This window comes from Stenotrophomonas sp. FSL W7-1447, from assembly GCF_037966425.1.
Classification (GTDB): Bacteria; Pseudomonadota; Gammaproteobacteria; order Xanthomonadales; family Xanthomonadaceae; genus Stenotrophomonas; species Stenotrophomonas pavanii.
Map to the genome: position 1 here is coordinate 4,310,124 of NZ_CP150199.1, position 20,857 is coordinate 4,330,980.

The window sequence follows — 20,857 nt, forward strand, 5'->3', positions numbered from 1 at the left end:
CCCGGCGACACTGGGAAACCCGGTAGTACCGGCCGCTGGCCGGCCGCCGCACAGTTTCGGACATTGCCGGCCAACGGCTGGCGCTACCTGTCTTCGTCGCATGGGAGTTCCGCTTGAGCAATCCGTCCGCCGCCAATGGCAATCCCCCGCTGGTCAAAGGCATGAACCGGCGCAGCCAGATCCTGCGCCTGCTGATGCGCTATCGCCACTCGGGCGTGTTCTCGGGCATGAACCTAGATGCGGCAAGCAGCCAGGCCGACGTGCCCGCCGACGGCAATCCGGAGCAGTTCGTCAGCGACCTGGAAGCCCTGGGGCCGACCTTCGTCAAGCTGGGCCAGATGCTGTCCACGCGGCCGGACATGGTGCCGGTGGAGTTCGCCACAGCGCTGGAGCGCATGCAGGAGAAGGTGGCGCCGATCCCCGTCGAGCGCATCCACGCGATCATCGAGCAGGAACTGGGCGTAGGGGTGAACAAGCTGTTTGCCTCGTTCGATCCCGAGCCGTTGGGCTGTGCGTCGATCGCGCAGGTGCATCGCGCGGTGCTGCACGATGGCCGCCAGGTGGCGGTGAAAGTGCAGAAGCCCGAAGTGGCCGCGCAGCTGCGCTCGGACCTGGAGGCACTGCGCAGCTTCGCGCTGGCCGCCGACCACCTGACCCAGGTGGGCCGCCGCGTGCGGTTGCGCGACTGGCTCAACGAGTTCGCCAAGACCCTGATGCAGGAGCTGGATTACCACGCCGAGGCCGAGAACCTGGCGCGCTTCGGACGGCACCTGCGGCCGTTCCGCCGGCTGTGGGTGCCGCAGCCGGTCTGGGACTACAGCAGCCAGCGCGTGCTGACGATGGAGCTTGCCACCGGCGTGCGCGTGGATGCGATCTCCGGCGTACGCCGCACCGAGCAGGACATGGACCCGTTGGCGGCCGCGCTGATCCGCGGCTACCTGGACCAGATCTTCGTGCATGGCGAGATCCATGCAGACCCGCACCCGGGCAACCTGCGGGTGATGCCCGATGGCCGGCTGGCGATCTTCGACCTGGGCATGGTCGCGCACATGCCACCGCGCCTGCGCGAGCGTCTGCTGAAGATCCTGTTCGCGGCGGTCGACGGCCGTGGCGAGGAAGTGGCCGATGACCTGATCAGCATCAGCACGCGGCTGGAGGCCTTCGATGAAGAGCGCTACCTGCGCGAAACCGGCCAGCTGATCGCGCGCTATGCGGCCAGTGGCAGCTTCTCCGAAGGCCGCGTGGTGCTGGACATGGTGCGCATCGCCACGGCCTGCGGCCTGCGCACCCCGCCGGAATTGAGCCTGCTGGGCAAAGCACTGCTCAACCTGGAAACGGTGTGCCGGCTGCTGGCACCGGAGCTGGATACCCGCCGCATCGTCGAGCGCCAGCTGCAGCACGTGATGCGCGCGCGCCTGAAGAAGTCGCTGTCCGCGGCCAACATCGCCAGCGAAGCGATGGAAATGCAGCAGCTGCTGCGCGATGGCCCCCGCAAGCTGTCGGACATCATGGCGCTGCTGGCCGAGAACCGCCTGCAGATGAAGGTGACCGGGCTGGAAGAATCACGGCTGATGGAAAACCTGCAGAAGATCGCCAACCGTGTGGCGGCCGGCATCATCAGCGCAGCACTGATCATGGCCGCCGCGCTGATGATGAAGATCGACACGGGCTGGCACCTGTTCGGCTATCCCCTCATCGCGCTGGTGCTGCTGATGATCGGCGTGGTGCTGGGCCTGGGCATCGTGACCAGTGCATTGCTGTTTGATCGTCGTGCACGCGCACGCGAGGAGCGCGGGCACCGCTAGTGCATTAGCGAAACAGCCGTATTCATGCGCTTTTTAATGCAATCCAACGCAGCATTTCACGCTCGTTTTACCTTGTGAGCGCCATTGCGCGCGCGTCATTTCAACAAACATTTCAGTCAGGTTCGTGCATGCACTATCGGGTCATCGGCCTGTCATCTGCATGTGCTTGCGGCAGCGCCGGTCGGATGGACACGCGTCGGTACGACGTCCATCACCACCACCCCGTCACTGCCGAAGCTGCCTATGCTCTGGATACTGCTGCTGTCGTTGTTGCTGCTGTGCTGGTTGTTCCTCGCCTCCGACCGGTGGGTGTGGTGGAAGGCCGGTGCGTTTTCGCTGCTGCTGCTCCTGCTCAGCGCGTGGTGGCTGATCGACAAGCTGTCCGGTGACGGGCTCAACGCCGCCACCCTGTACCACCTCGGCGCCGACATGGAAGGCGCCGGTATCGCAGACTTCAAGGGCTACATCGCCGGCTTCGTGGTGCTTGCGCTGGTCTCGCTGCTGCCGCTGTTTGCCACGCGGGTGAAGCGCTGGCGCCGGCCGGGCCACGGTGGCGGCTGGTTTGCCGGCTTCGCCGTTGTCTGGATCGCAACGATCCTGATCAGCCCACTGGCCCGCGATGGCCAGCGCCTCTACCAGCAGCTGCGCCCGGTCGATTTCGCCCGCATCGCCCCCGAGTACCAGGTGCCGACGCAGCCGCTGCAGCACCCGCGCAACATCGTCTGGATCTACGGTGAAAGCCTGGAACGCACCTACCTGGACGAAGCCGTGTTTCCCGGGCTGATGCCCAACCTCAACCGCCTCGCCAGCCAGTCGCTGGATGTGCGGGGCCTGGCCTCGGCCGAAGGCAGTGGCTGGACCATCGCCGGCCTGGTCTCATCGATGTGCGGCGTGCCGCTGACCACTTCGCAGGGCGATGAAAACAGCATGGACCGCATGGGCAGTTTCCTGCCCAAGGCGGTGTGCCTGGGCGACTACCTGAAGCAACAGGGCTACACCAACCATTATCTGGGCGGCGCCAACGGCCAGTTCGCCGGCAAGGGCCAGTTCCTGGCCAGCCATGGCTTCGACGAAGTGCATGACCTGGCGTGGTTCAAGCAGCAGAAGAAGATCGGCCGCATCCACTATTCGGCTTGGGGCGTGCACGACGACGTGCTGCTCGATACCGCCTACCAGCGCTTCGAGCAGCTCTCGCGTGCCGGTTCGCCGTTCATGCTCACCACGCTGACCATGGACACCCACCATCCGGCGGGGCACCTGCCGGTGTCGTGCAAGGGCGAGCGCTACCAGAGCGGCTACGGCAACATCGGCCTGCTCAATGCACTCAAGTGCACCGACCGGCTGATCTCGCAGCTGGTCGAGCGCATCCAGGCCAGTCCGTATGGCAAGGACACGCTGATCGTGATCGCCTCCGACCACCTGGCGATGCCCAACGACCTCAGCCACGTGCTGGCCAAGCAGAAGCGCGAGAACCTGCTGCTGTTCCTCGGCGAGGGCGTGGCGCCGCACCAGCTGGCGGTGGACGACGGTTCGACGCTGGATTCCGGCGCCACCCTGCTCAGCCTGCTGGACCCGAAACTGCGGACCATGGGCTTTGGCCGCTCGCTGCTGGATGAAACGCGCGCGCCGAGTGCCAGCGTGGCCGCGCGCCGCGACGGCGGCCGCGACTACCCGCAGTACCTGGCGTTCGCCCGTTCGCTGTGGCTGGGCGAACCGACCCGCGAACTGAAGATCGATGGCGATGACCAGGTCGTGGTTGGCCTGCAGCACGTGCAGCCACCGGTGCTGCTGGAGTACGACAAGGACTGGGGGCTGAAGTCGGTATATCTGGAAAATACCTCGCGCCAGTTCGATGACGCGGATCCGGACAACACGCTGGCCTATGTTGATCGCTGCACCGCGTTCGAGGACGGCTCGGCCGACGGCGACTGGTGTGCGCTGCTCGTCAACCGCGACAACGGCATCAAGCTCTACCGCGACGACGACCTGCGCGGTGGCATCGCGGTGGATGCACCGCTGGATGCATTCCAGGGCCCGCGCCCGAGCGTGCGCCAGGCGCACATGATCACCCAGAAGGGGCGCCGCACCCGCGCCGGCCAGTACATGCTGCAGCTGGTGGCGAGCACGCGCCCGGATCGTGGCTTCTGGATCGAAGCGGTGTCCTCGCAGCGCAAGGTGGTGCTGGCCCAGCAGTGGGTGCAGCCTGATGCCAACGGCAAGATCAACGTCTCCTTCGGGCTGGACCACGAAGTGGATGATCTGGAAATCCGCGCGTGGCTGAACCATGCCGAGAAGCTGGCGGTGGATACGTTCGCCCTGGTGCCGTCGCGCAGCCGACCACGGGGGTAAGGGTTCCTGGCAGGGCTGCGCCCTGCACCCGCGGTAGTGCTTACCGCTGGCCTACACGCTCCGGACCCACCCCGCCCTCGACAGCGTTCCGCGATCTGCCGGATGCTCGTGGGGTCAGATCCGTTTTCCGGAGGCAAACGGATCTGACCCCAGCACACTGTTGCTGCTGAGCTTGTAGCTTACCAGCGGCCGGCACTACTGCGGATCGCGGGTGATGTGGATATCGGTCGGCGTCGACAACGGGATGTTCCGCTCGGCCAGGATCTGCAGCAGGCTGAAGTACAGATCGCTGCGGGTGGCATAGACCTGTCGCGGGCTGGCCACGTAGGCGAAGCTGTTGATGGTGATCTGGCCCCCGCCGATGCTGTCGATGTACACCGTCGGCGCGGGCTGCTTCAGCACATTGGTATGTGCGCCGTAGGCCTCCAGCAGCGCCTCGCGCAGGGAGCCGACATCGGTACTGGGCGGCACCGCGAACTGGATCTGGATGCGCCCCTGGTTGTTGCCCATCGTCATGTTGCGCACGGTCTTGGTGACCAGCTCGGAGTTGGGCACGATCAACGTCGACTTGTCGCCCACCTGGATCTCGGTCGAACGTAGGCTGATGCGGCGGATGTCGCCCTCCTGGTCGCCCAGCTTCACCCAATCACCGATCTTCACCGGCCGCTCGGCCAGCAGGATCAGGCCGGAGACGAAGTTCTGGGTGATCACCTGCAGGCCGAAACCAATACCCACCGACAGCGCGCTGACCAGCAACGCGAGCTTGCTCAGCTGCAGGCCCATGGCCGACAGCGCCCAGATCACCGCGATGATGATGCCCACGTAACGGGCAACGGTACTCACCGAATTGCGTGCGCCCAGGTCCAGCTCGGTCTTGGGCAGGTAGGTGTCGGTCAGCCAGCGCTGGACCAGCTGGGTGATGGCCAGGCCGGCCAGCAGCACCAGCACCGCCAGCACGATCCGCACCGGCTCCAGTTTCGTGCCACCGACATCGAATCCCGAGGTGAACAGCGAAAAGAAGCGCTCGACCACCGCACCGATGTTGCCGAACGGCGCCACCAGCGCCAGCAGTGCCAGCAGCACCACGATCGTGCGCAGCGCGGCCGACAGCAGCACGCCGGCCTGTTCCAGCCGCGACACGCTCAGGCCGGTGCTGAGCAGGATGGTCTGGCCGACCTTGCTGTCGGCGTTGAGCATCCAGGTGCTCAGGTCATCGACGAACTTGAACAGCAGGGTCGCGGCCAGCACCACGATGCTGCCGCCGATCAGCTGCTGGTTCACGAACTTGGCAAGATTCAGGTAGCCCAGCAGGGTCGCGACGATGGCCGCCACCACCGCGATGTTGCCCGCCACCCGCGCCAGCACCAGCCAGCTGCTGCGCCGCACCGGCGTACTTGCCCCGAGGCCGTCGGCCTGCGCCTCCAGCTTGGCTTCGGCCTCGGCGGTCTGCCGGCGGTGCAGGCGCGCCAGGGTCACCAGCATGGCCATGATCAGGCCGAGGTAGGTCAGGGCGATCAGGCCGTCCAGTGCCACGGTGGTGACGTCGCTGGTGCGCGTGGCCTGATCGAGCGCGACCAGCACCGTACTCAGCCAGGCCAGCGCCGCCGCGCCCCAGGCGTACTTGCGCAGCTTCAGCGCGGCAGTGTCATCCAGGTTCAACAGCCGCCATGACGGGCGCTTGGGCACCAGCATGCAGGCACTGAGCGCGGCAATGAAGGCCGCGCGGAAGGTGGCGGTCTCCAGGCCGTCCGCCACCACCTGCAACCGTGGCGCGATCGCATCGATGGCATCCAGTGCCGCCATCAGCACCACCACGGCATAACCCGGCAGCAGCGTGCCCACCAGCAACAGCCACATGGCCAGGCCGGAGCGGCGCAGGCGGCCGTCAGGGGCGCGCTCGGACGCGGCAAACCGCCGCCCCAGCGCGCGCAGCCACAGCCGCAGCGGGAACATCATCACCAGCGCAGCCAGCAGGCCCAGCAGCGGCGTGCCCCATCCATGGCTGCGGATGCCGGCGGCCAGCGCATCGCGTCCCTGCTGGGCCAACGGCGCAACGCGGGCGATATCGATCGGCAGGCGCTCGGCCACCTTGCTCCACAACGCCGGCGACAGCGGCGAGGCGACCTTCTGGCCCAGCTCTTCAGTACGTTGCGCGGTGCGCTGCTGCTCGATATCGGTGGCCAACTGCTGCGCGCGCACGGCAGTGGCCTTGGCCTGCACCACCGAAGCGGCCAGGCCGTCGCGCTGCTTGGTGAGGGTGCGCCGCTGCGCCGCCAGCTCCGGCGGCTCAGTGGCCCCCTCGGCCGGCGTGCCCAGCTGCACCAACTGCTCGTTGAGGCGGTCCAGCTGTGGCTGCAGTGCCTTTTCCAGCGCCTCGGCGTCGCGCCGTGCCTGCGAGGCATTCTCGGACAGCATCGCCAGTGTCTCGGTGGCTTCCGCATCGCCACGCTTGCGCTCGACGTCCTTCAGGCTCGCATCGATGTCCGCCAGCTGCTGCTTCGGCGTAGGGTCCTCATCCTGCGCCAGTACGGGTGCGGACAGCAGGAAGGCAGTGCACAGCAGCAGGACCCACCAGGGCCCCCGTGCACGGATCGATCGCAGGAAGAAAGACACGCCAGACACACCGGTTCGCGCGGACCACCGCGCCTGCGCGCGACTATACGGCAGAGGCGGTAAAGGACGGATGCGCGGCAGCAGCGGCCTCGGGCCGCTCGACCGCCCCATCGGCAGTCCTCAGTACTTCAGGCGCAGCTCTTCCACCGTCGGCTGTTGCAGCGCATACCAGTCCTGGAACTCCTCCTCGGTGATCTCATCGGGCGCATACACCGCCACCGGATGCCAGTCATGATCGGTCGGCAATGGCTGGCGCGGGCCGGCACGCAGGCTGTAGCTGACGCCCTCGTAGTCGACCAGGTCATCGACCTGCGGCCACTGTTCGCGCGCGAACGCGGATTCACTCTTCAACAGGATCACCTGGTACATCGGCACCTCCACCTCGGTTGGATCAGGGAAACACGGCGCTGGCGGCAGGATACCGCCGCGCCGGTGACAACGTGCACGCCGCCGGGGCGACGCAACGTTCTGGACGTGGCCATCGCCCCGGCTTCACCCGCCCATGGCAGGGCCATCGGCATCGTGGAGGCCCACCCCCGCCCCGACTGCCGATGACCGACCACCCGCCGCTGAAGACCGTCGCCGACCTCAAGCTGCCGCGCTACCTGGGCACCTGGTACGAGATCGCACGCCTGCCGATGCGCCACGAGCCGGAAGGCTGCACCGACGTATCGGCGCACTACACCCTGCTCGACAACGGCAATGTCGGCGTCACCAACCGCTGCCGCATGGATGGCGAGATCGAAGAAGCTACCGGCGAGGCCTGTGCCGTCGACAACGACAGCGCGCGGCTGGAGGTCAGCTTCCTGCCCAAGGGCCTGCGCTGGCTGCCGTTCGCCAAGGGCGACTACTGGGTGATCCAGGTCGCCCCGGACTACAGCGTGTCGCTGGTCGGCAGCCCGGACCGCAAATACCTGTGGCTGCTGGCGCGCGAGCCGCGCCTAGATGCGACCGTGCAGGACCATTATCTGGCCGCAGCGCGCCTGCAGGGCTTCGATCTGTCCGAACTGATCCAGCCCCCGCACACCGGCCACCCCACCGCCTGAGCACCTGTCGCATGGACCTGAAAAGTGGCTACCCCTGGTGGGCGGTGCGCAACGGGCTGCTGCAGGCCTTTCCCCCGCTGGAGCAGGATCTGCGCTGCGACGTGCTGGTGGTCGGTGGCGGCATCACCGGTGCGCTGATCGCCGACGCGCTGTCCCACCACGGCCACGAGGTGGCCGTGATCGAGCAGCGCGACATCGGCTGGGGCAGCACGGCCGCGAGCACCGCGCTGCTGCAGTACGAGATCGACACCCACCTGCTGGAACTGGCCCAGCGCTATGGCAACGATGCTGCCGCCCTGGCCTACCTGGCCTGTGCCGATGCAATCCCGGCACTGGGTGAAGTGGCGCGTGGGCTGAAGGACGTGGATTTCCGGCAGATGGACAGCCTGTACCTGGCCAGCCGGCGGCGCGACGTGCCGCGCCTGATGGCCGAGGGTGCTGCGCGCCGTGATATCGGACTGGACGCTCGCTGGCTGGACCGCGAAGCGCTGCGCGAACGCTTCGACGTGGATGCGGGCGGCGCCCTGCTGACCCGCCAGGCGGCCCGGGTCGACCCCTACCGCCTCACCTACGGCCTGCTCCAGCGGCTGCGTCGCCGCGGTGGCCACGTGCACGACCGTACCGTGCTGCATACGCTCAAGCCCAGCGCTCAGGGCGTAACCGCGATGACCGAGGCCGGCGCCACGGTCCGTGCCCGCCACGTGGTCCTGGCCATGGGCTACGCCAACCAGCGCTGGCTGGAACAGCGGGTCGCGCGCAACCGCAGCAGCTATGCCTTCATCACCGATCCGATCGATGCGGACGTACTGGGCCGGCTGCAGCGCACAATGGTGTGGGAGAGCGCACGCCCGTACCTGTACCTGCGCGTCACCGGTGACCGCCGCCTGCTGGTGGGTGGCCTGGACGACGCCATCGATATCCCGGCGCGGCGCGACCGGCGCGTGCAGCGCAAGGCCGACAAGCTGATGGATCAGCTCCTGCACTGGTTCCCGCGGCTGGACCCGGTGCCCGCCTTTTCCTGGGCCGGCACCTTCGCCGAAACCGCCGACGGCCTGCCCTTCTTCGGCCCGCACGCGCAGTGGGGGCCGCGGGTCCATTTCGCCATGGCCTACGGCGGCAACGGCATCACTTATTCGATGATCGGCGCCCAGCTGCTGCGGGCCCGGATCGAGCGGCGCAGGCATGCGCTGGAAGGGCTGTTCGGGTTCGGGCGGTTGTGACCTGCAGCCGGCCGCGGCCGGCTCTACCCCAATCCGGCGCCGACAGGCATCATTCAAGCAACCCCTGCTAGCGTCGGCCTGTACCGCCGCGTGTTGCGTGGCCACCTGTCCGCTGGAGCGCCGTCATGATCCGCCCCCTGACCCTGCTGCTGTGCCTGGCCCTGCCGGGAACCGTGCTGGCCCAGTCCGCCGCTGGCGCCACTGCGCCGCAGGCCGCTGGCCTGGACCTGACGCTGCCGCAGGCGCCGATGCGCTACCTCAACGACCCGGCCCTGCAGCAGGACCCGCCCGGCACCTATTACGGTGACAAGAGCGGGCCGCGCGTGCACGACGATGCGAAGATCGCCGACGTGACCGACGACAAGGTCAAGGTGTCCGGCAGCTTCACCACCGGCATCGGCTATTCGAAGAACGGTGGCAACAGCCACTACAACGCGGCCACGCTGAACCTGAGCAAGAACTACACCACCGATGAGGGCAAGACCCATGGGGTCAACCTCAACATCCACGTGAGTGAGGGCAAGGGCCCGGGCTTCTTCGGCCCGTATGGCGGCTACTACGGCCGCGGGCCGGGCTGGGATTACCCGCCGCCGTACGGCTGGTAAGCCCCGCGCCAGGCCTGGGCCGACCAAGGTCGGTTGCTACCGCTGCGTACGCTTGGCAGGTGTCGACCTTGCATGTGCCGGTGGGTGTTGACCTGGGTCGACACGCTCTGCATTCCGTGCCGGCCAGCGGCCGGCACCTTCCCGCGCGCGAATCAATCCAGCCAGCCATCGCGCTCGCTGTGCAGGATGCGGCCGTCGTAGCCGCTCAGGCGCACTTCCACCTTCTGGTTGCGGGCATTGCGGGCTTCCAGCGACCAGGTCGCCCCGTCGCGCTCCAGCGAATGGATCTCGCGCAGGCCATGCGCCTGTGCGCGTGCCAGTACCTGCTCGGTGGTCAGCAGCGTGCGGCCGCTGTGCTCATCGAAGATCTCGCCGGTCTTCGGGTCCACGTAGACCTCGCTGAAACGGCCATCGGCACGGCTCACGTCGGCCTCCCACAGGCCGTCATCGCGTTCGATCTCGTGGATCTGGGTGTAGCCGGCCTTGCGCAGGGTCTGTTCGACCTGGGCCATGCCCAGCGGTGCGGCCTGTGCGGCCGGTGCAAGGGCCAGCAGGGCAACGGTGGCGAGGGTGAGCGACTTCAGCATGGGGGTTCTCCTGTTCGTGTTCGTGGCCGGACCATCCCGGCAACGCCACGATGCATGCCACGGCTAACAGCGCCTTAGCCGTGGCTGTTAGCCGGCCGTTAGTCATCCGCGCCACACTCGCGCCTGTACCCCTCTTTCCTTACGTACCCGCATGCTCGCCACCCTGCCCCTGCTGCTGGCCCTGGCCAACGCCCCGACCGCCGCCGCGCCCGTGCAGGATCCGGCGCAGCAGGTCGCGCGTCGCGCCGTGCAGCAGGGCCGCTACGTGCCGCTGGAAAGCGTGGTGCGCGATGCGCTCAAGCGCTACCCGGGCCAGCTGCTGGAAGTGGAGCTGGACGACGGCGTCTACGAAGTGGAGATCCTGCGCGGCGACGGCGTGGTGGTGGAGCTGGACTATGATGCGCGCAGCGGAAAGCTGCTGAAGACGGAGCTCGACGACTGATGCGCATCCTGTTGGCCGAAGACGATGTCGCACTGGCACAACGATTGGTACCGCTGCTGGAGCAGGCTGGTTATGTGGTGGAGGTGGTTGCCGATGGTCGCCACGCCGAGGAGATCGGCCAGATCGAAGACCTGCAGGCGGCCATCGTCGACCTCGGCCTGCCCGGGCTGGATGGGCTGAGCGTGATCGAGCGCTGGCGCGGCAATGGCCGCAGCTTTCCGGTGCTGGTACTGACCGCGCGCGGGCGCTGGCACGACAAACTGGCCGGCTTCGACGCCGGTGCCGACGATTACCTCACCAAGCCATTCCAGGCCGACGAACTGGTGCTGCGCCTGCGCGCCCTGATCCGCCGCAGCCATGGCCACGCCAGCCCGCGCCTGCACTGCGGCCCGCTGCAGCTGGACGTCAATGCCGGCCGCTTTGAACTGGATGGGCAGGCGCTGCCCCTCAGCCCGCAGGAGTTCCGCCTGCTCAGCTATTTCATCCACCACAGTGGGCAGGTGATCGGCCGCGACCGCCTGGGCGAACAGGTGTTCGACGGCGGCCATGACCCGGACTCCAACGCACTGGACGTGCTGCTCGGACGGGTCCGCCGCAAGCTCGGCACCGACCTGATCCAGACCGTGCGCGGCCAGGGCTGGCGGCTGGCTGCGCCATGAAGCGGCAACCGTCGCTGCGACGGCGCCTGCTGCTGGCCGGCGGCGTCGGCCTGCTGCTGGTCTCGCTGCTGGCCAGCGCGCTGCTGGGCGAGCTGTTCAAGCGCAGCGCGCGCGACCGCCTCGACCACGAACTGCAGCAGGACATGCTGACCCTGCTGGCACAGGCCGAAGTGGATGCGGACGGGCAGCTGCGCCTGCGCCAAGAACCCAATGACGCACGCTTCCAGCGCGTGTTCTCCGGTGCCTACTGGCAGATCGCCGGTGCCGATGGCCGCGTGCTGCTGCAGTCACGCTCGCTGTGGGATGAAAGCCTACCGACGCCGGCTGCCGGCCCGGCCACGCGCAACCTGCCCGGACCGTTGCAGCAATCCCTGCGCGCACGCGTGCAGCAGGTGCGCCTGCCACGCGCCAGCGAACCGTTCGTAGCCGTGGTCGCCACCGATCGCAGCGCGCTGGATGCCGATGTCGCCGCGTTCCGCAAGCGCACCGCCATCGCCCTGGGCCTGCTGGTCGCGGCGTGGCTGGCGGTGCTGGGCAGCCAGGTGCGCTTCGGCCTGCGCCCGCTGCATCGCCTCGGTGCGCAGCTGGAACAGGTACGGCGCGGCGATGCGCAGCGCATCGATACGCAGGGACTGGGAGCGGAGGTCGCACCGCTGGGTGAAGAACTCAACGCGCTGCTGGACCACCAGCAGCGCATGGTCGCGCGTGCGCGCACCAGTGCACAGGATCTGGCGCATGCGCTGAAGACACCACTGAGCGTATTGGCCACCGAGGCCGACGGCGACGGTACGCACTGGCGCGCCACCGTGCGCGAGCAGAGCGCACGCATGCAGGCCAGCATCGACCGTTACCTGGCCGCCGGGCTGGCCGCCGACCATCGCCAGCGCACCGACGTGGCGGCCGTCGCACAGGCGCTGTGCCAATTGATGGCACGCGTGCATGGCGAGCGCAGCATTGCGTTCACGGCGGAAGGCATCGATCCGGCGTTGCAGTTCGCCGGTGCCAGTGCGGACCTGGAAGAGATGCTGGGCAACCTGTTGGACAACGCCGGGCGCTGGGCGCAACAGCAGGTCACTGTCGAAGCGGAAACCAGCGAAGGGCAGCTACGCATCGAAGTGCGCGACGACGGCCCCGGCCTGGCCGCAGACGCCCTGGAACAGGTCACCCAGCGCGGCGTGCGGCTGGATGAGCGCGAGGGCAGCAGCGGGTTGGGTCTGGCGATCGTGGGGGACATCGCAGCCAGTTATGGCGGGCGCTTGGCGCTGGAGAATGCACAGCCGGGATTGCGTGCAACGTTGTGGTTGCCGGTGGCGTGACGCAGCCAACCCAACGGTGGGTAGTGCCGGCCGCTGGCTAAACGAAGCTTACCAGCCAGCGGTAAGCTCTACCAGGCGGCAATCCGGCCGGTCGCCGTGCACCCGGTAGGCGTCGACATTGGCCGACCTCACGATGGGTAGTGCCGGCCGCTGGCCGGCAACCACGTGATCACCGGGAACGCCCTGCGGAAGCCGGCCAGCGGCCGGCTCTACCGAGCGCCAATCCGGCCGGTCGCCGTGCACCCGGTAGGCGTCGACATTGGCCGACCTCACGATGGGTAGTGCCGGCCGCTGGCCGGCAGCCACGTGATCACCGGGAACACCCTGCGGAAGCCGGCCAGCGGCCGGCTCTACCAAGCGTCAATCCGACCGGTCGCCGTACACCCGGTAGGCCTCGACATCGGCCAACCTCACGATGGGTAGTGCCGGCCGCTGGCCGGCAACCACGTGGTCACAGGGAACGCCCAGCGGAAGCCGGCCAGCGGCCGGCTCTACCAAGCGGCAACCGACCGGTCGCCGTGCACCCGGTAGGCGTCGACATTGGCCAACCTAGCGATGGGTAGTGCCGGCCGCTGGCCGGCAACCACGGGATCACCGGGAACGCCCTGCGGAAGCCGGCCAGCGGCCGGCTCTACTGAGCGGCAATCCGACCGGTCGCCGTGCACCGAGCATCAACGGTGATGCATCCACCAGCAATCAATCGCGTCCAACACGATGTGGATGATCAAACCGATGCCGAACAACCGCGTTTTCTTCGGCACGCACAGCCCGGCATAGACCGCAATCGCCGGTGCAGTGTGCAGCGGATGGAAACCGATGCTGCAACGGTTGGGCGCGTAGATCGGATCGGCCAGCAGGTGGTCCAGATCGATGATCCAGCCCAGCAGCATCAGCAGCCACGCTGAGGCAAAGCGCTTGCGCCAGAACAGCCATGCCAGCAGGGCTGGCACGGCGGCATGCAGGAACAGGTGGAAGATCGCGCGCGCGCTCATCGGCAACGGTGGCACCGGGCGGGTCCGGTGCCGTCCATCACACCAGCGGTTCGTCGGACAGGTAGGTGTAACCGGTCAGGCCGGCTTCCAGCGCGTCCGACAGCTCCTGCGCGCGTTCCGGCGACAGCTGCGCCTCGGCCACGCGCTGCGCATAGGTCGCACGCAGTTCGTCCAGGCGGTAACCCACGTAGTCCAGCATCACGTCGGTGGTATCGCCGCGGCGCTGCTGGGTGATGGCGTAGCCATCGGCATCGGCCAGCACTTCCACCGCGTCGGTATCGCCGAACAGGTTGTGGATGTCGCCCAGGATTTCCTGGTAGGCGCCGACCATGAAGAAGCCGATGCGGTAGCTCTCGCCCGGCTTCATCTTGTGCAGCGGCAGCGAGCTGTCCAGGCTCTCGTTCTCGACATAGGTTTCCACCATGCCGTCCGAGTCGCAGGTCATGTCGGCGATGATGCCGCGACGGTCCGGAGCTTCGTCCAAGCGCTCGATCGGTACGATCGGGAACACCTGGTCGATCGCCCACACGTCCGGAATCGATTCGAACACGCTGAAGTTGACGAAGTACTTGTCGACCAGTCGCTCGTTCAGTTCGTCCAGCACCGGGCGATGGCTCTTCTCGTCGTAGCTCAGGCGCGCACGCACGCCGTGGGCGATGGCGTAGAACAGGTCGTCGATGCGCGCACGCTGCGGCAGGTCGATCTGGCCCAGCGCGTAGCTGGCCAGGCCTTCGGCATGGAAATGCTGCGCCTCCTGGAACAGTTCCACCGCCGGGCGCACGTCCAGCTCGTCGTGGATCTCGCGCAGGTGGCGGATCGCGGCCGGCTCGTCGTCGTGCTGGTCCGGCACGCGGCCTTCCTGCGCTTCTTCCACTTCCGACACATTGGCGATCAGCACCGCGTGGTGCGCGGTCATTGCGCGGCCGCACTCGGTGACGATGCGCGGCGGGGTCAGGCCGAACTCTTCGCAGGCATTGGCCAGCGGCTGCACGATGTTGCTGGCGTAGGAATGCAGGCCGTAGTTGATCGAGCAGAAGCTGCGCGAACGGGTGCCTTCGTAATCCACGCCCAGGCCGCCGCCCACATCGACGTGGGTGATCTTCGCGCCCAGGCGCGACAGCTCCACGAAGTAGCGGGTGGCTTCGCGCATGCCGTTGGCGATGTCGCGCACGTTGGAGATCTGCGAGCCCATGTGGAAGTGCAGCAGGTTCAGGCAGTCGGCGTACTCGGTGTCACGCAGCGACTTCCACAGGTCCAGCAGCTGGCGCGGCGACAGGCCGAACTTGGCCTTGTCGCCACCGCTGTTCTGCCACTTGCCGGCGCCCAGCGAGGCCAGGCGCATGCGCACGCCCAGGCCCGGCTTCACGTCCAGCGCCTTGGACTCTTCCAGCACCAGCTTCAGCTCGGACGGCTTCTCGATGACGATGAAGGTCTGCAGGCCCAGCTTGCGGCCGATCAGGGCCAGGCGGATGTACTCGCGGTCCTTGTAACCGTTGCAGACGATCAGGCCACCCGGGCGCGACAGCGCCAGCACGGCCATCAGCTCGGGCTTGCTGCCCGCTTCCAGGCCGAAGCCTTCGCCGTGGTGGCTGGCCAGGGTGCCGGCCACGCCGCGGGTCTGGTTGACCTTGATCGGGTACACGGCGGTGTAGCCGCCGCTGTACTCCCAGTCCTGCTGGGCCTGGGCGAAGGCCGCCTGCAGCTTGCCCAGCCGCTGGCCGAGGATGTCCGGGAAGCGCACCAGCAGCGGCAGCTTGGCACCGGCCGCGCGCGCAGCGTCCACCACCTTGGGCAGCGATACCACCGGGCCGTCCGCCCCGGTCGGTCTCACCACCATGTGCCCGGCCTGATCCACGTCGAAGTAACCATCCGCCCAATGCGGGATCGAGTAGGTCTTGCGGGCTTGGTCGAGGGACCAATCGGTCATTTCAGTCGGCCTTGTTGGCAATAAAAGGGGGGGCATGATAACGCCTATATGCCCACAGGTTCGTTATCATGCGCGCCCGCGCCCGTGACAGGTTCCAACCTGAACGGGCCGATCCGTCCGGATGTGGCATCTGTGCCACGCGGCCCCGCCCGCCAGCCCGGCTCCACCCCTCCGAACAGGACCGTTTTCCCATGACTGACAGCAACAACTGGTACATCGAACACTTCGAGCGCACCGGCTCGGCCATCGGCTACCGCATCACCGGCAAGCTGGACGAGGTGCAGTCGCCGTTCCAGAAGATCGAAATCTTCCAGACCACCGACTGGGGCAACCTGATGACCATCGACGGGGCCATCATGCTGACCAGCAAGGACAATTTCTTCTACCACGAGATGATCAGCCACCCGGTGCTGTTCACCCACGCCGCGCCCAAGCGCGTGGTGATCATCGGTGGCGGCGACTGCGGCACCCTGCGCGAAGTGCTCAAGCACAGCGGCGTGGAGAGCGTGACCCAGTGCGATATCGACGAGCAGGTCACCGTGATGGCGCGCAAGCACTTCCCGGAACTGTGCGACTCCAACGATGACGCCCGCGCCGAGCTGCTGTTCGATGACGGCGTGGCCTACATGGCCAATTGCCCGGCCGGCAGCGTGGACGTGGTGATCGTCGATTCGACCGACCCGGTCGGCCCGGGCGAAGGCCTGTTCAACAAGGCCTTCTACGAGAGCTGCTTCAAGGCCCTGAAGGACGACGGCATCCTGGTGCAGCAGTCCGAGTCGCCGCTGATGCAGCTGGAATTGATCAACGAAATGCGCACCGAAATGGGCAAGGCCGGCTTCGGTTCGTTCAAGACCCTGCCGTTCCCGCAGCCGTGCTACCCCACTGGCTGGTGGAGCGTGACCATGGCGCGCAAGGGCGACAGCAGCTTCGACTTCCGCCAGGCCGACTCGGCCGCCAAGACCTTCAACACCCTGTACTACACCGCCGCACTGCACACCGGCGTGCTGGTGACTCCGCCGTTCGTGCAGGCGGCATTGAAGGGTTGATCCAAACAAAAACCCGCGCTGGCGACAGCGCGGGTTTTTTCATGTTCCGGTAGTGCCGGCCGCTGGCCGGCAACCTCATGTAACGATCAAAGCGCCCAGATCCCGGCGATCACCGCCACCACCAGGCCCCACTTGATCAGCTGGTAGGCCACCACGCTGCGCTCGCGCAGCGCCTTGGCCTTCAGGCGCACCTTGTAGACGCTGCCAAAGGCCTTGTTGACGCCGCCGGTCGGGTCACCCGGCAGGTTCGGCGATGCACCACCGGCCAGCAGCGTGGCCGCCACCGCGCGGTTGAACAGCCCCGGCAGGCCGAAGCGCAGCGGGCGGGCGATATCGCAGAACAGGATCACGCGGTCCTGCTGCGTCTCGTTGTGCGCATGGTGGATGTAGGTCTCGTCGAACATCATCCACTCGCCGTCGCGCCAGCTCTTCTTGATGCCGTCCACTTCGATGTAGCAAGCATCGTCGTTGGGCGTGCTCAGGCCCAGATGCAGGCGCAGCGAGCCGGCGAACGGGTCGCGGTGCGGGCGCAGCTCGCTGCCCGGTGGCAGCTGCGCGAACATCGCCGCACGCACGTCCGGGATCGACTCGATCAGCGCCGTGGTCTTCGGGCACAGCGTCTTGGCCGACGGGTGCGACGGGCCGTACCACTTCAGGTAGAAGCGCTTCCAGCCACGACGGAAGAACGAATTGAAGCCGGCATCGTTGAACGTGCTGGAGGCAGCGATCTTCTGCGCGTCGCGCAGCGCCAGCGCCTCGTCGCGGATCATCTGCCAGTTCTGGCGCAGCGGCTCCAGCTGCGGGAACTCCTTGCCCGGGTCCAGGAACGGCGTGGTCGGCACCTTCGAGAACATGTACATGACCACGTTGATCGGGGCCATGAAACTGGAATGGTCCAGCAGCTGGCGCGACCAGCGCGCGCGGACCTTGCCACGGAAGTGGATGTACAGCACGCAGGCCACGAACAGCGCTGCAATGACGATTTTGATGATCAAAGCACTTTCCTCCAGCCGCGGCCGGAACGGGAAACGGGGCGATGCACGGCCTGGCGGCCAGCACCGGTGGGGAACGCGGCAGGGGACGGGGACGTGCCGGAGGGGGGCGGCCGCCGATGTCGCGGATTAACAGCTTATGGTCGGCAGGGCGTGCGCCGGGGTCAAGCCGGACGTGCGTGGCGTTCAGCGCGCCGCCGATGAATGGGCTGGACGTGCGCCCAACTCATTGATCCAGCGGGGCAAACCTTATAAGTGAGACGGAATTGTCCGATTCTGCGTGACGAACTGTTCCAGCCACGACCCCGACATTTCTCTGACAAATCGTGGAATAGCGAACTGGCGAGTACTAAAATTAACGAAAACTTAGTAACTCCCTGTAACACCGGTTCGCTTGACGCATTGCGCCACCCACCGGGTCGTCCGAGACCCCGACATGTATCTTCCTGCCCTGCCCCCCTCCTCCTGCGCCGATGGCGCCACCTCCCCGCTGCTGCTCAAGCGCGGCGAGCGTTTCCTGGCCCCCGACGTCTACCGCACCTGCCTGGACGGGCGCGAGGCGGTCATCAAGGACTATTCCCGCTACCGCGGCACTCCCGTTTCGCTGATCGCGCGACTGATGGTGCGCCGTGAAGCACGCATGCTGCAGCGCCTCGGCGGCTGGAAGCATGCCCCCGCGCTGCTCGGCACCCTCGGTGGCCTGGCGCTGGGCATGGAGTTCATCCCCGGCCAGACCCTGAGCACCGCGCAGGCCGTCGGCAATGAAGTGTTCGAGCAGCTGCAGCACGCGCTCAGCCGCCTGCACGCCGCCGGCATCACCCACAACGACCTGCACGGCACCAACGTGGTGGTCAGCGGTGGCGTACCGGTGCTGCTGGACTTCACCTCGGCCTGGCGCGCGCCTCGCTGGCTGCGCCGCAATCCACTGAGCCGGCAGATGCGCCGCAGCGACATGAAGAACCTGCTGAAGATCCGCCAGCGCGTGACCGGCCAAGCGCCGAGTGCCGCGCAGGCCGCACTGGTGGCCGACCCGGGCTGGGTCGCCGCCGTGCGGCAGGGCTGGAAGCGGTTCTATAAGTGGGCCAAGCGCCGGTAAGCGCCGCGTCTTTCGGGCGCGATTGATCGCGCGATGGGATGGGATAACGTCGTTGGGGCTGGACGCCCCGACGGGGATGATGCCTCGGCGGCAGCGTGCGCCCGACCAGGTAGAGTCGACTGTTAGTCGACTGCTCTTCCTTCCGAAGCCGGAAAACCCCGCGCTACGCGCGCAAGTCGACTCTACCTCGTCGCATTCCGGCACCCCTGTCGTGTGCCGGCAGCCCGCGGCGCACTTACAACGCGTCAGCGTCCAACTCACCGGTACGGATGCGCACCACGCTGCCCAGGTCGTACACGAACACCTTGCCGTCGCCAATCTTGCCGGTGCCGGCGGCCTTCACGATGGCCTCGACCACCGCCTCCACCTGGTCATCGGTCACCGCCACTTCCAGCTTCACCTTCGGCAGGAAATCGACCACATACTCCGCGCCACGGTACAGCTCGGTGTGGCCCTTCTGGCGACCAAAGCCCTTCACTTCCGTCACCGTGATCCCGGTAACCCCACGCTCGGCCAGCGCTTCGCGCACGTCGTCGAGCTTGAACGGCTTGATCACCGCCATGACCATCTTCATCGTCTATCTCCTGTCTTCCGGCGTGGAGGATAGCGCCTGAACGCGGCCCGTGCGAAGCCGCTGCGGCCTGTCCGGGCAGTGGGTGCCAGCAGTATCCTTGTGCCCGAATGGCCTGCCCGCGCCGGATGCACGGGCCCACCCCCACGGAGCACCCCATGATCGACCTGAACCAAATCGATGACCTCGCCCGTCGCCTCAGCGACCTGGTGCCGCCGGGCCTGCGCGAATCGCGCGAGGAACTGCAGGCCACCTTCAAGAGCGCGCTGCAGGCCGGCCTGGCCAAGCTCGACCTGGTCACCCGCGAGGAGTTCGAAGTGCAGCGCGCGGTGCTGCTGAAAACCCGCGAAAAGCTGGATGCGCTGGAAACCGCCGTGCGCGAGCTGGAAGGGCGCGGCACCGCAGAATGAAAAAAGGAGGCGCACCGCGCCTCCCGTTTACAGAGTATTTCCCGGATGGGGCCTTGCAGCAAGGCCCACCGGGCGCCCTAGACTCGCCGGCCTGTCGATCCGGCAGCATAGAGAGGGGCAGCAGCGATGGCGCAGGACACCGAATGGACACCCGTTTCGCATGACACCTGCGGCCAGGTCGCCGGGCCGTTCTATCACGGCACCCGCGCTGATCTGGCGGTGGGCGAGTTGCTGAGTGCGGGCTTCAGGTCCAACTATCGCGACAGTGTGGTGATGAACCACATCTACTTCACCACGATTGCCAAGGGCGCCGGGCTGGCTGCGGAGATGGCCAAGGGTGAGGGGCGGCCGCGTGTGTATGTGGTCGAGCCGACCGGGCCGTTTGAAGACGATCCGAACGTGACCAACAAGAAGTTTCCCGGGAACCCGACGCGGTCGTATCGGAGTACGCAGCCGTTGCGGGTGGTGGGGGAGATTGTGGAGTGGGAGCTGTATGACGCGGAGTTCGTTCGGCAGTTGAAGGCGTTTGTTGCTTCGGGGAGTGGGGAGATCATCAATTGATGACCTACTGGCGTTGGGCGTCGCGCACCTCTTCATCGGCTTCATAGATGTCCAGCCCGAGCTAATGCTCCGCTGCCCCAAGACGAGCGTGGGTGTCGCCACTACGGTGATGGCGGCAGCGATATGTATTGGTTCGAAGAAGGGCAGAACCACATGTGGCCGAGAACCAAACACAGCGAGCTGACGGGAACGTACCTGGTGGACACGCTTGTGCCGGAGCCGATGGCTACCGCTGAGCCATTGAGCCTGTCAGTGTGGATGTTCGCTTCCGGCCAGAAGCGGACGCTGGGAAGTCTTGGTGGCTATCCACCCCAGACTGGTTGCTGATCCTCGCTAAGAAAGTGTTAAACGGCGGCATCTCATCCCGCTATTCCAAGTAATCAGTCGTTTGAGCTAATTACGCTAAGTGAGCAGTCACACAGCACAGAGTCCAAGCCCTTTCCGTATCGGCGGGGAATGGTAGAAGCCTTACCCAAAGGCTAAGAATTGATGCTATTAATCTTCCCTCGTTCGACACAACCTCCGACGCCTATAGATTCCATCACTGTTTTCGAGCGGTCATCTAAGCCACGGTCCTGAGATCTATAGTCAGGTTCATCGGGTTGATATTCAATTGACGC

Annotated in this window: 19 protein-coding genes; 12 read left to right on the plus strand and 7 right to left on the minus strand. The window is 66.7% G+C overall.

Going from position 1 to position 20,857, the window contains the following annotated elements:
• Positions 1-161: 161 nt before the first annotated feature.
• Both NSQ78_RS20035 and NSQ78_RS20040 read left to right on the plus strand, forming a co-directional pair.
• The gene (locus NSQ78_RS20035) at positions 162-1,805 is read left to right on the plus strand and encodes an AarF/UbiB family protein (RefSeq protein WP_223224771.1); all 1,644 of its coding nucleotides are present in this window, start codon (positions 162-164) and stop codon (positions 1,803-1,805) included.
• A 243-nt stretch (positions 1,806-2,048) separates the two neighbouring features.
• Positions 2,049-4,154 (plus strand): phosphoglycerol transferase I, encoded by a 2,106-nt coding sequence (locus NSQ78_RS20040; protein WP_064239405.1) that lies wholly within the window; start codon positions 2,049-2,051, stop codon positions 4,152-4,154.
• A 195-nt stretch (positions 4,155-4,349) separates the two neighbouring features.
• Here NSQ78_RS20040 and NSQ78_RS20045 read toward each other — a convergent pair whose 3' ends face one another.
• Together NSQ78_RS20045 and NSQ78_RS20050 are read right to left on the minus strand one after the other, a co-directional pair.
• Complete coding sequence (locus tag NSQ78_RS20045; protein ID WP_064239406.1) at positions 4,350-6,776, minus strand: DUF3772 domain-containing protein; 2,427 nt, start codon at positions 6,774-6,776, stop codon at positions 4,350-4,352.
• A 111-nt stretch (positions 6,777-6,887) separates the two neighbouring features.
• Positions 6,888-7,136, minus strand: a complete 249-nt coding sequence (locus tag NSQ78_RS20050; RefSeq protein ID WP_006474562.1) for a hypothetical protein — start codon at positions 7,134-7,136, stop codon at positions 6,888-6,890.
• Positions 7,137-7,318: 182 nt separating this feature from the next.
• Here NSQ78_RS20050 and NSQ78_RS20055 point away from each other — a divergent pair, with 182 nt between their 5' ends.
• The 3 genes from NSQ78_RS20055 to NSQ78_RS20065 all read left to right on the plus strand — a co-directional run bounded on the left by NSQ78_RS20055 (position 7,319) and on the right by NSQ78_RS20065 (position 9,638).
• Entirely contained in the window at positions 7,319-7,813 is a 495-nt protein-coding gene (locus NSQ78_RS20055; protein WP_064239407.1) for a lipocalin family protein, read from the plus strand.
• A gap of 11 nt (positions 7,814-7,824) precedes the next feature.
• On the plus strand, positions 7,825-9,033 hold the full coding sequence (locus NSQ78_RS20060) for an FAD-dependent oxidoreductase (RefSeq protein WP_064239408.1): 1,209 nt from the start codon (positions 7,825-7,827) through the stop codon (positions 9,031-9,033).
• A 125-nt stretch (positions 9,034-9,158) separates the two neighbouring features.
• Positions 9,159-9,638: a hypothetical protein gene (locus tag NSQ78_RS20065; protein WP_014038776.1), complete on the plus strand. Its 480-nt coding sequence runs from the start codon at positions 9,159-9,161 to the stop codon at positions 9,636-9,638.
• Positions 9,639-9,790: 152 nt separating this feature from the next.
• Here NSQ78_RS20065 and NSQ78_RS20070 read toward each other — a convergent pair whose 3' ends face one another.
• On the minus strand, positions 9,791-10,225 hold the full coding sequence (locus NSQ78_RS20070) for a PepSY domain-containing protein (protein ID WP_064239409.1): 435 nt from the start codon (positions 10,223-10,225) through the stop codon (positions 9,791-9,793).
• 151 nt (positions 10,226-10,376) lie between these two features.
• Here NSQ78_RS20070 and NSQ78_RS20075 point away from each other — a divergent pair, with 151 nt between their 5' ends.
• From NSQ78_RS20075 to NSQ78_RS20085, 3 genes are read left to right on the plus strand one after another with little or no spacing between them, the layout of a single operon-like run.
• Positions 10,377-10,667, plus strand: a complete 291-nt coding sequence (locus tag NSQ78_RS20075; protein WP_057494342.1) for a PepSY domain-containing protein — start codon at positions 10,377-10,379, stop codon at positions 10,665-10,667.
• Positions 10,667-11,326: a response regulator transcription factor gene (locus NSQ78_RS20080; protein ID WP_064239410.1), complete on the plus strand. Its 660-nt coding sequence runs from the start codon at positions 10,667-10,669 to the stop codon at positions 11,324-11,326. The genes NSQ78_RS20075 and NSQ78_RS20080 overlap by 1 nt, the downstream gene beginning before the upstream one ends.
• Positions 11,323-12,642, plus strand: coding sequence for a HAMP domain-containing sensor histidine kinase (locus NSQ78_RS20085; protein ID WP_064239411.1), 1,320 nt, complete (start codon positions 11,323-11,325; stop codon positions 12,640-12,642). The genes NSQ78_RS20080 and NSQ78_RS20085 overlap by 4 nt, the downstream gene beginning before the upstream one ends.
• Positions 12,643-13,313: 671 nt before the next feature.
• Here NSQ78_RS20085 and NSQ78_RS20090 read toward each other — a convergent pair.
• Complete coding sequence (locus tag NSQ78_RS20090; protein ID WP_005411369.1) at positions 13,314-13,634, minus strand: DUF6122 family protein; 321 nt, start codon at positions 13,632-13,634, stop codon at positions 13,314-13,316.
• A 37-nt stretch (positions 13,635-13,671) separates the two neighbouring features.
• Positions 13,672-15,561 (minus strand): arginine decarboxylase, encoded by a 1,890-nt coding sequence (speA, locus tag NSQ78_RS20095; RefSeq protein WP_058978929.1) that lies wholly within the window; start codon positions 15,559-15,561, stop codon positions 13,672-13,674.
• Between the two features lie 191 nt (positions 15,562-15,752).
• Here speA and speE point away from each other — a divergent pair, with 191 nt between their 5' ends.
• Positions 15,753-16,607, plus strand: a complete 855-nt coding sequence (gene speE / locus NSQ78_RS20100; protein WP_049471480.1) for a polyamine aminopropyltransferase — start codon at positions 15,753-15,755, stop codon at positions 16,605-16,607.
• Positions 16,608-16,693: 86 nt separating this feature from the next.
• Here speE and NSQ78_RS20105 read toward each other — a convergent pair whose 3' ends face one another.
• On the minus strand, positions 16,694-17,599 hold the full coding sequence (locus NSQ78_RS20105; protein ID WP_032954620.1) for an aspartyl/asparaginyl beta-hydroxylase domain-containing protein: 906 nt from the start codon (positions 17,597-17,599) through the stop codon (positions 16,694-16,696).
• A 436-nt stretch (positions 17,600-18,035) separates the two neighbouring features.
• On the opposite strand from NSQ78_RS20105, the gene NSQ78_RS20110 reads away from it, so the two are divergent.
• A complete protein-coding gene (locus NSQ78_RS20110; RefSeq protein ID WP_064239412.1) occupies positions 18,036-18,695 on the plus strand; it encodes an RIO1 family regulatory kinase/ATPase in 660 nt (219 codons plus the stop codon).
• A gap of 235 nt (positions 18,696-18,930) precedes the next feature.
• Here NSQ78_RS20110 and NSQ78_RS20115 read toward each other — a convergent pair whose 3' ends face one another.
• A complete protein-coding gene (locus NSQ78_RS20115; protein ID WP_005411374.1) occupies positions 18,931-19,269 on the minus strand; it encodes a P-II family nitrogen regulator in 339 nt (112 codons plus the stop codon).
• Positions 19,270-19,424: 155 nt separating this feature from the next.
• On the opposite strand from NSQ78_RS20115, the gene NSQ78_RS20120 reads away from it, so the two are divergent.
• A complete protein-coding gene (locus NSQ78_RS20120; RefSeq protein ID WP_012512353.1) occupies positions 19,425-19,676 on the plus strand; it encodes an accessory factor UbiK family protein in 252 nt (83 codons plus the stop codon).
• Between the two features lie 126 nt (positions 19,677-19,802).
• Entirely contained in the window at positions 19,803-20,237 is a 435-nt protein-coding gene (arr, locus tag NSQ78_RS20125) for an NAD(+)--rifampin ADP-ribosyltransferase (protein ID WP_064239413.1), read from the plus strand.
• The last annotated feature ends 620 nt before the right edge of the window (positions 20,238-20,857 follow it).

Excerpts from the sequence above, each read along its gene's own strand:
- NSQ78_RS20035 (WP_223224771.1), top strand. The coding sequence starts at position 162 with ATGAACCGGCGCAGCCAGATCCTGCGCCTGCTGATGCGCTATCGCCAC.
- NSQ78_RS20040 (WP_064239405.1), top strand. The coding sequence starts at position 2,049 with ATGCTCTGGATACTGCTGCTGTCGTTGTTGCTGCTGTGCTGGTTGTTC.
- NSQ78_RS20050 (WP_006474562.1), bottom strand. The coding sequence starts at position 7,136 with ATGTACCAGGTGATCCTGTTGAAGAGTGAATCCGCGTTCGCGCGCGAA.
- NSQ78_RS20055 (WP_064239407.1), top strand. The coding sequence starts at position 7,319 with ATGACCGACCACCCGCCGCTGAAGACCGTCGCCGACCTCAAGCTGCCG.
- NSQ78_RS20060 (WP_064239408.1), top strand. The coding sequence starts at position 7,825 with ATGGACCTGAAAAGTGGCTACCCCTGGTGGGCGGTGCGCAACGGGCTG.
- NSQ78_RS20065 (WP_014038776.1), top strand. The coding sequence starts at position 9,159 with ATGATCCGCCCCCTGACCCTGCTGCTGTGCCTGGCCCTGCCGGGAACC.
- NSQ78_RS20070 (WP_064239409.1), bottom strand. The coding sequence starts at position 10,225 with ATGCTGAAGTCGCTCACCCTCGCCACCGTTGCCCTGCTGGCCCTTGCA.
- NSQ78_RS20075 (WP_057494342.1), top strand. The coding sequence starts at position 10,377 with ATGCTCGCCACCCTGCCCCTGCTGCTGGCCCTGGCCAACGCCCCGACC.
- NSQ78_RS20080 (WP_064239410.1), top strand. The coding sequence starts at position 10,667 with ATGCGCATCCTGTTGGCCGAAGACGATGTCGCACTGGCACAACGATTG.
- NSQ78_RS20085 (WP_064239411.1), top strand. The coding sequence starts at position 11,323 with ATGAAGCGGCAACCGTCGCTGCGACGGCGCCTGCTGCTGGCCGGCGGC.
- NSQ78_RS20090 (WP_005411369.1), bottom strand. The coding sequence starts at position 13,634 with ATGAGCGCGCGCGCGATCTTCCACCTGTTCCTGCATGCCGCCGTGCCA.
- speA (WP_058978929.1), bottom strand. The coding sequence starts at position 15,561 with ATGACCGATTGGTCCCTCGACCAAGCCCGCAAGACCTACTCGATCCCG.
- speE (WP_049471480.1), top strand. The coding sequence starts at position 15,753 with ATGACTGACAGCAACAACTGGTACATCGAACACTTCGAGCGCACCGGC.
- NSQ78_RS20110 (WP_064239412.1), top strand. The coding sequence starts at position 18,036 with ATGTATCTTCCTGCCCTGCCCCCCTCCTCCTGCGCCGATGGCGCCACC.
- NSQ78_RS20115 (WP_005411374.1), bottom strand. The coding sequence starts at position 19,269 with ATGAAGATGGTCATGGCGGTGATCAAGCCGTTCAAGCTCGACGACGTG.
- NSQ78_RS20120 (WP_012512353.1), top strand. The coding sequence starts at position 19,425 with ATGATCGACCTGAACCAAATCGATGACCTCGCCCGTCGCCTCAGCGAC.
- arr (WP_064239413.1), top strand. The coding sequence starts at position 19,803 with ATGGCGCAGGACACCGAATGGACACCCGTTTCGCATGACACCTGCGGC.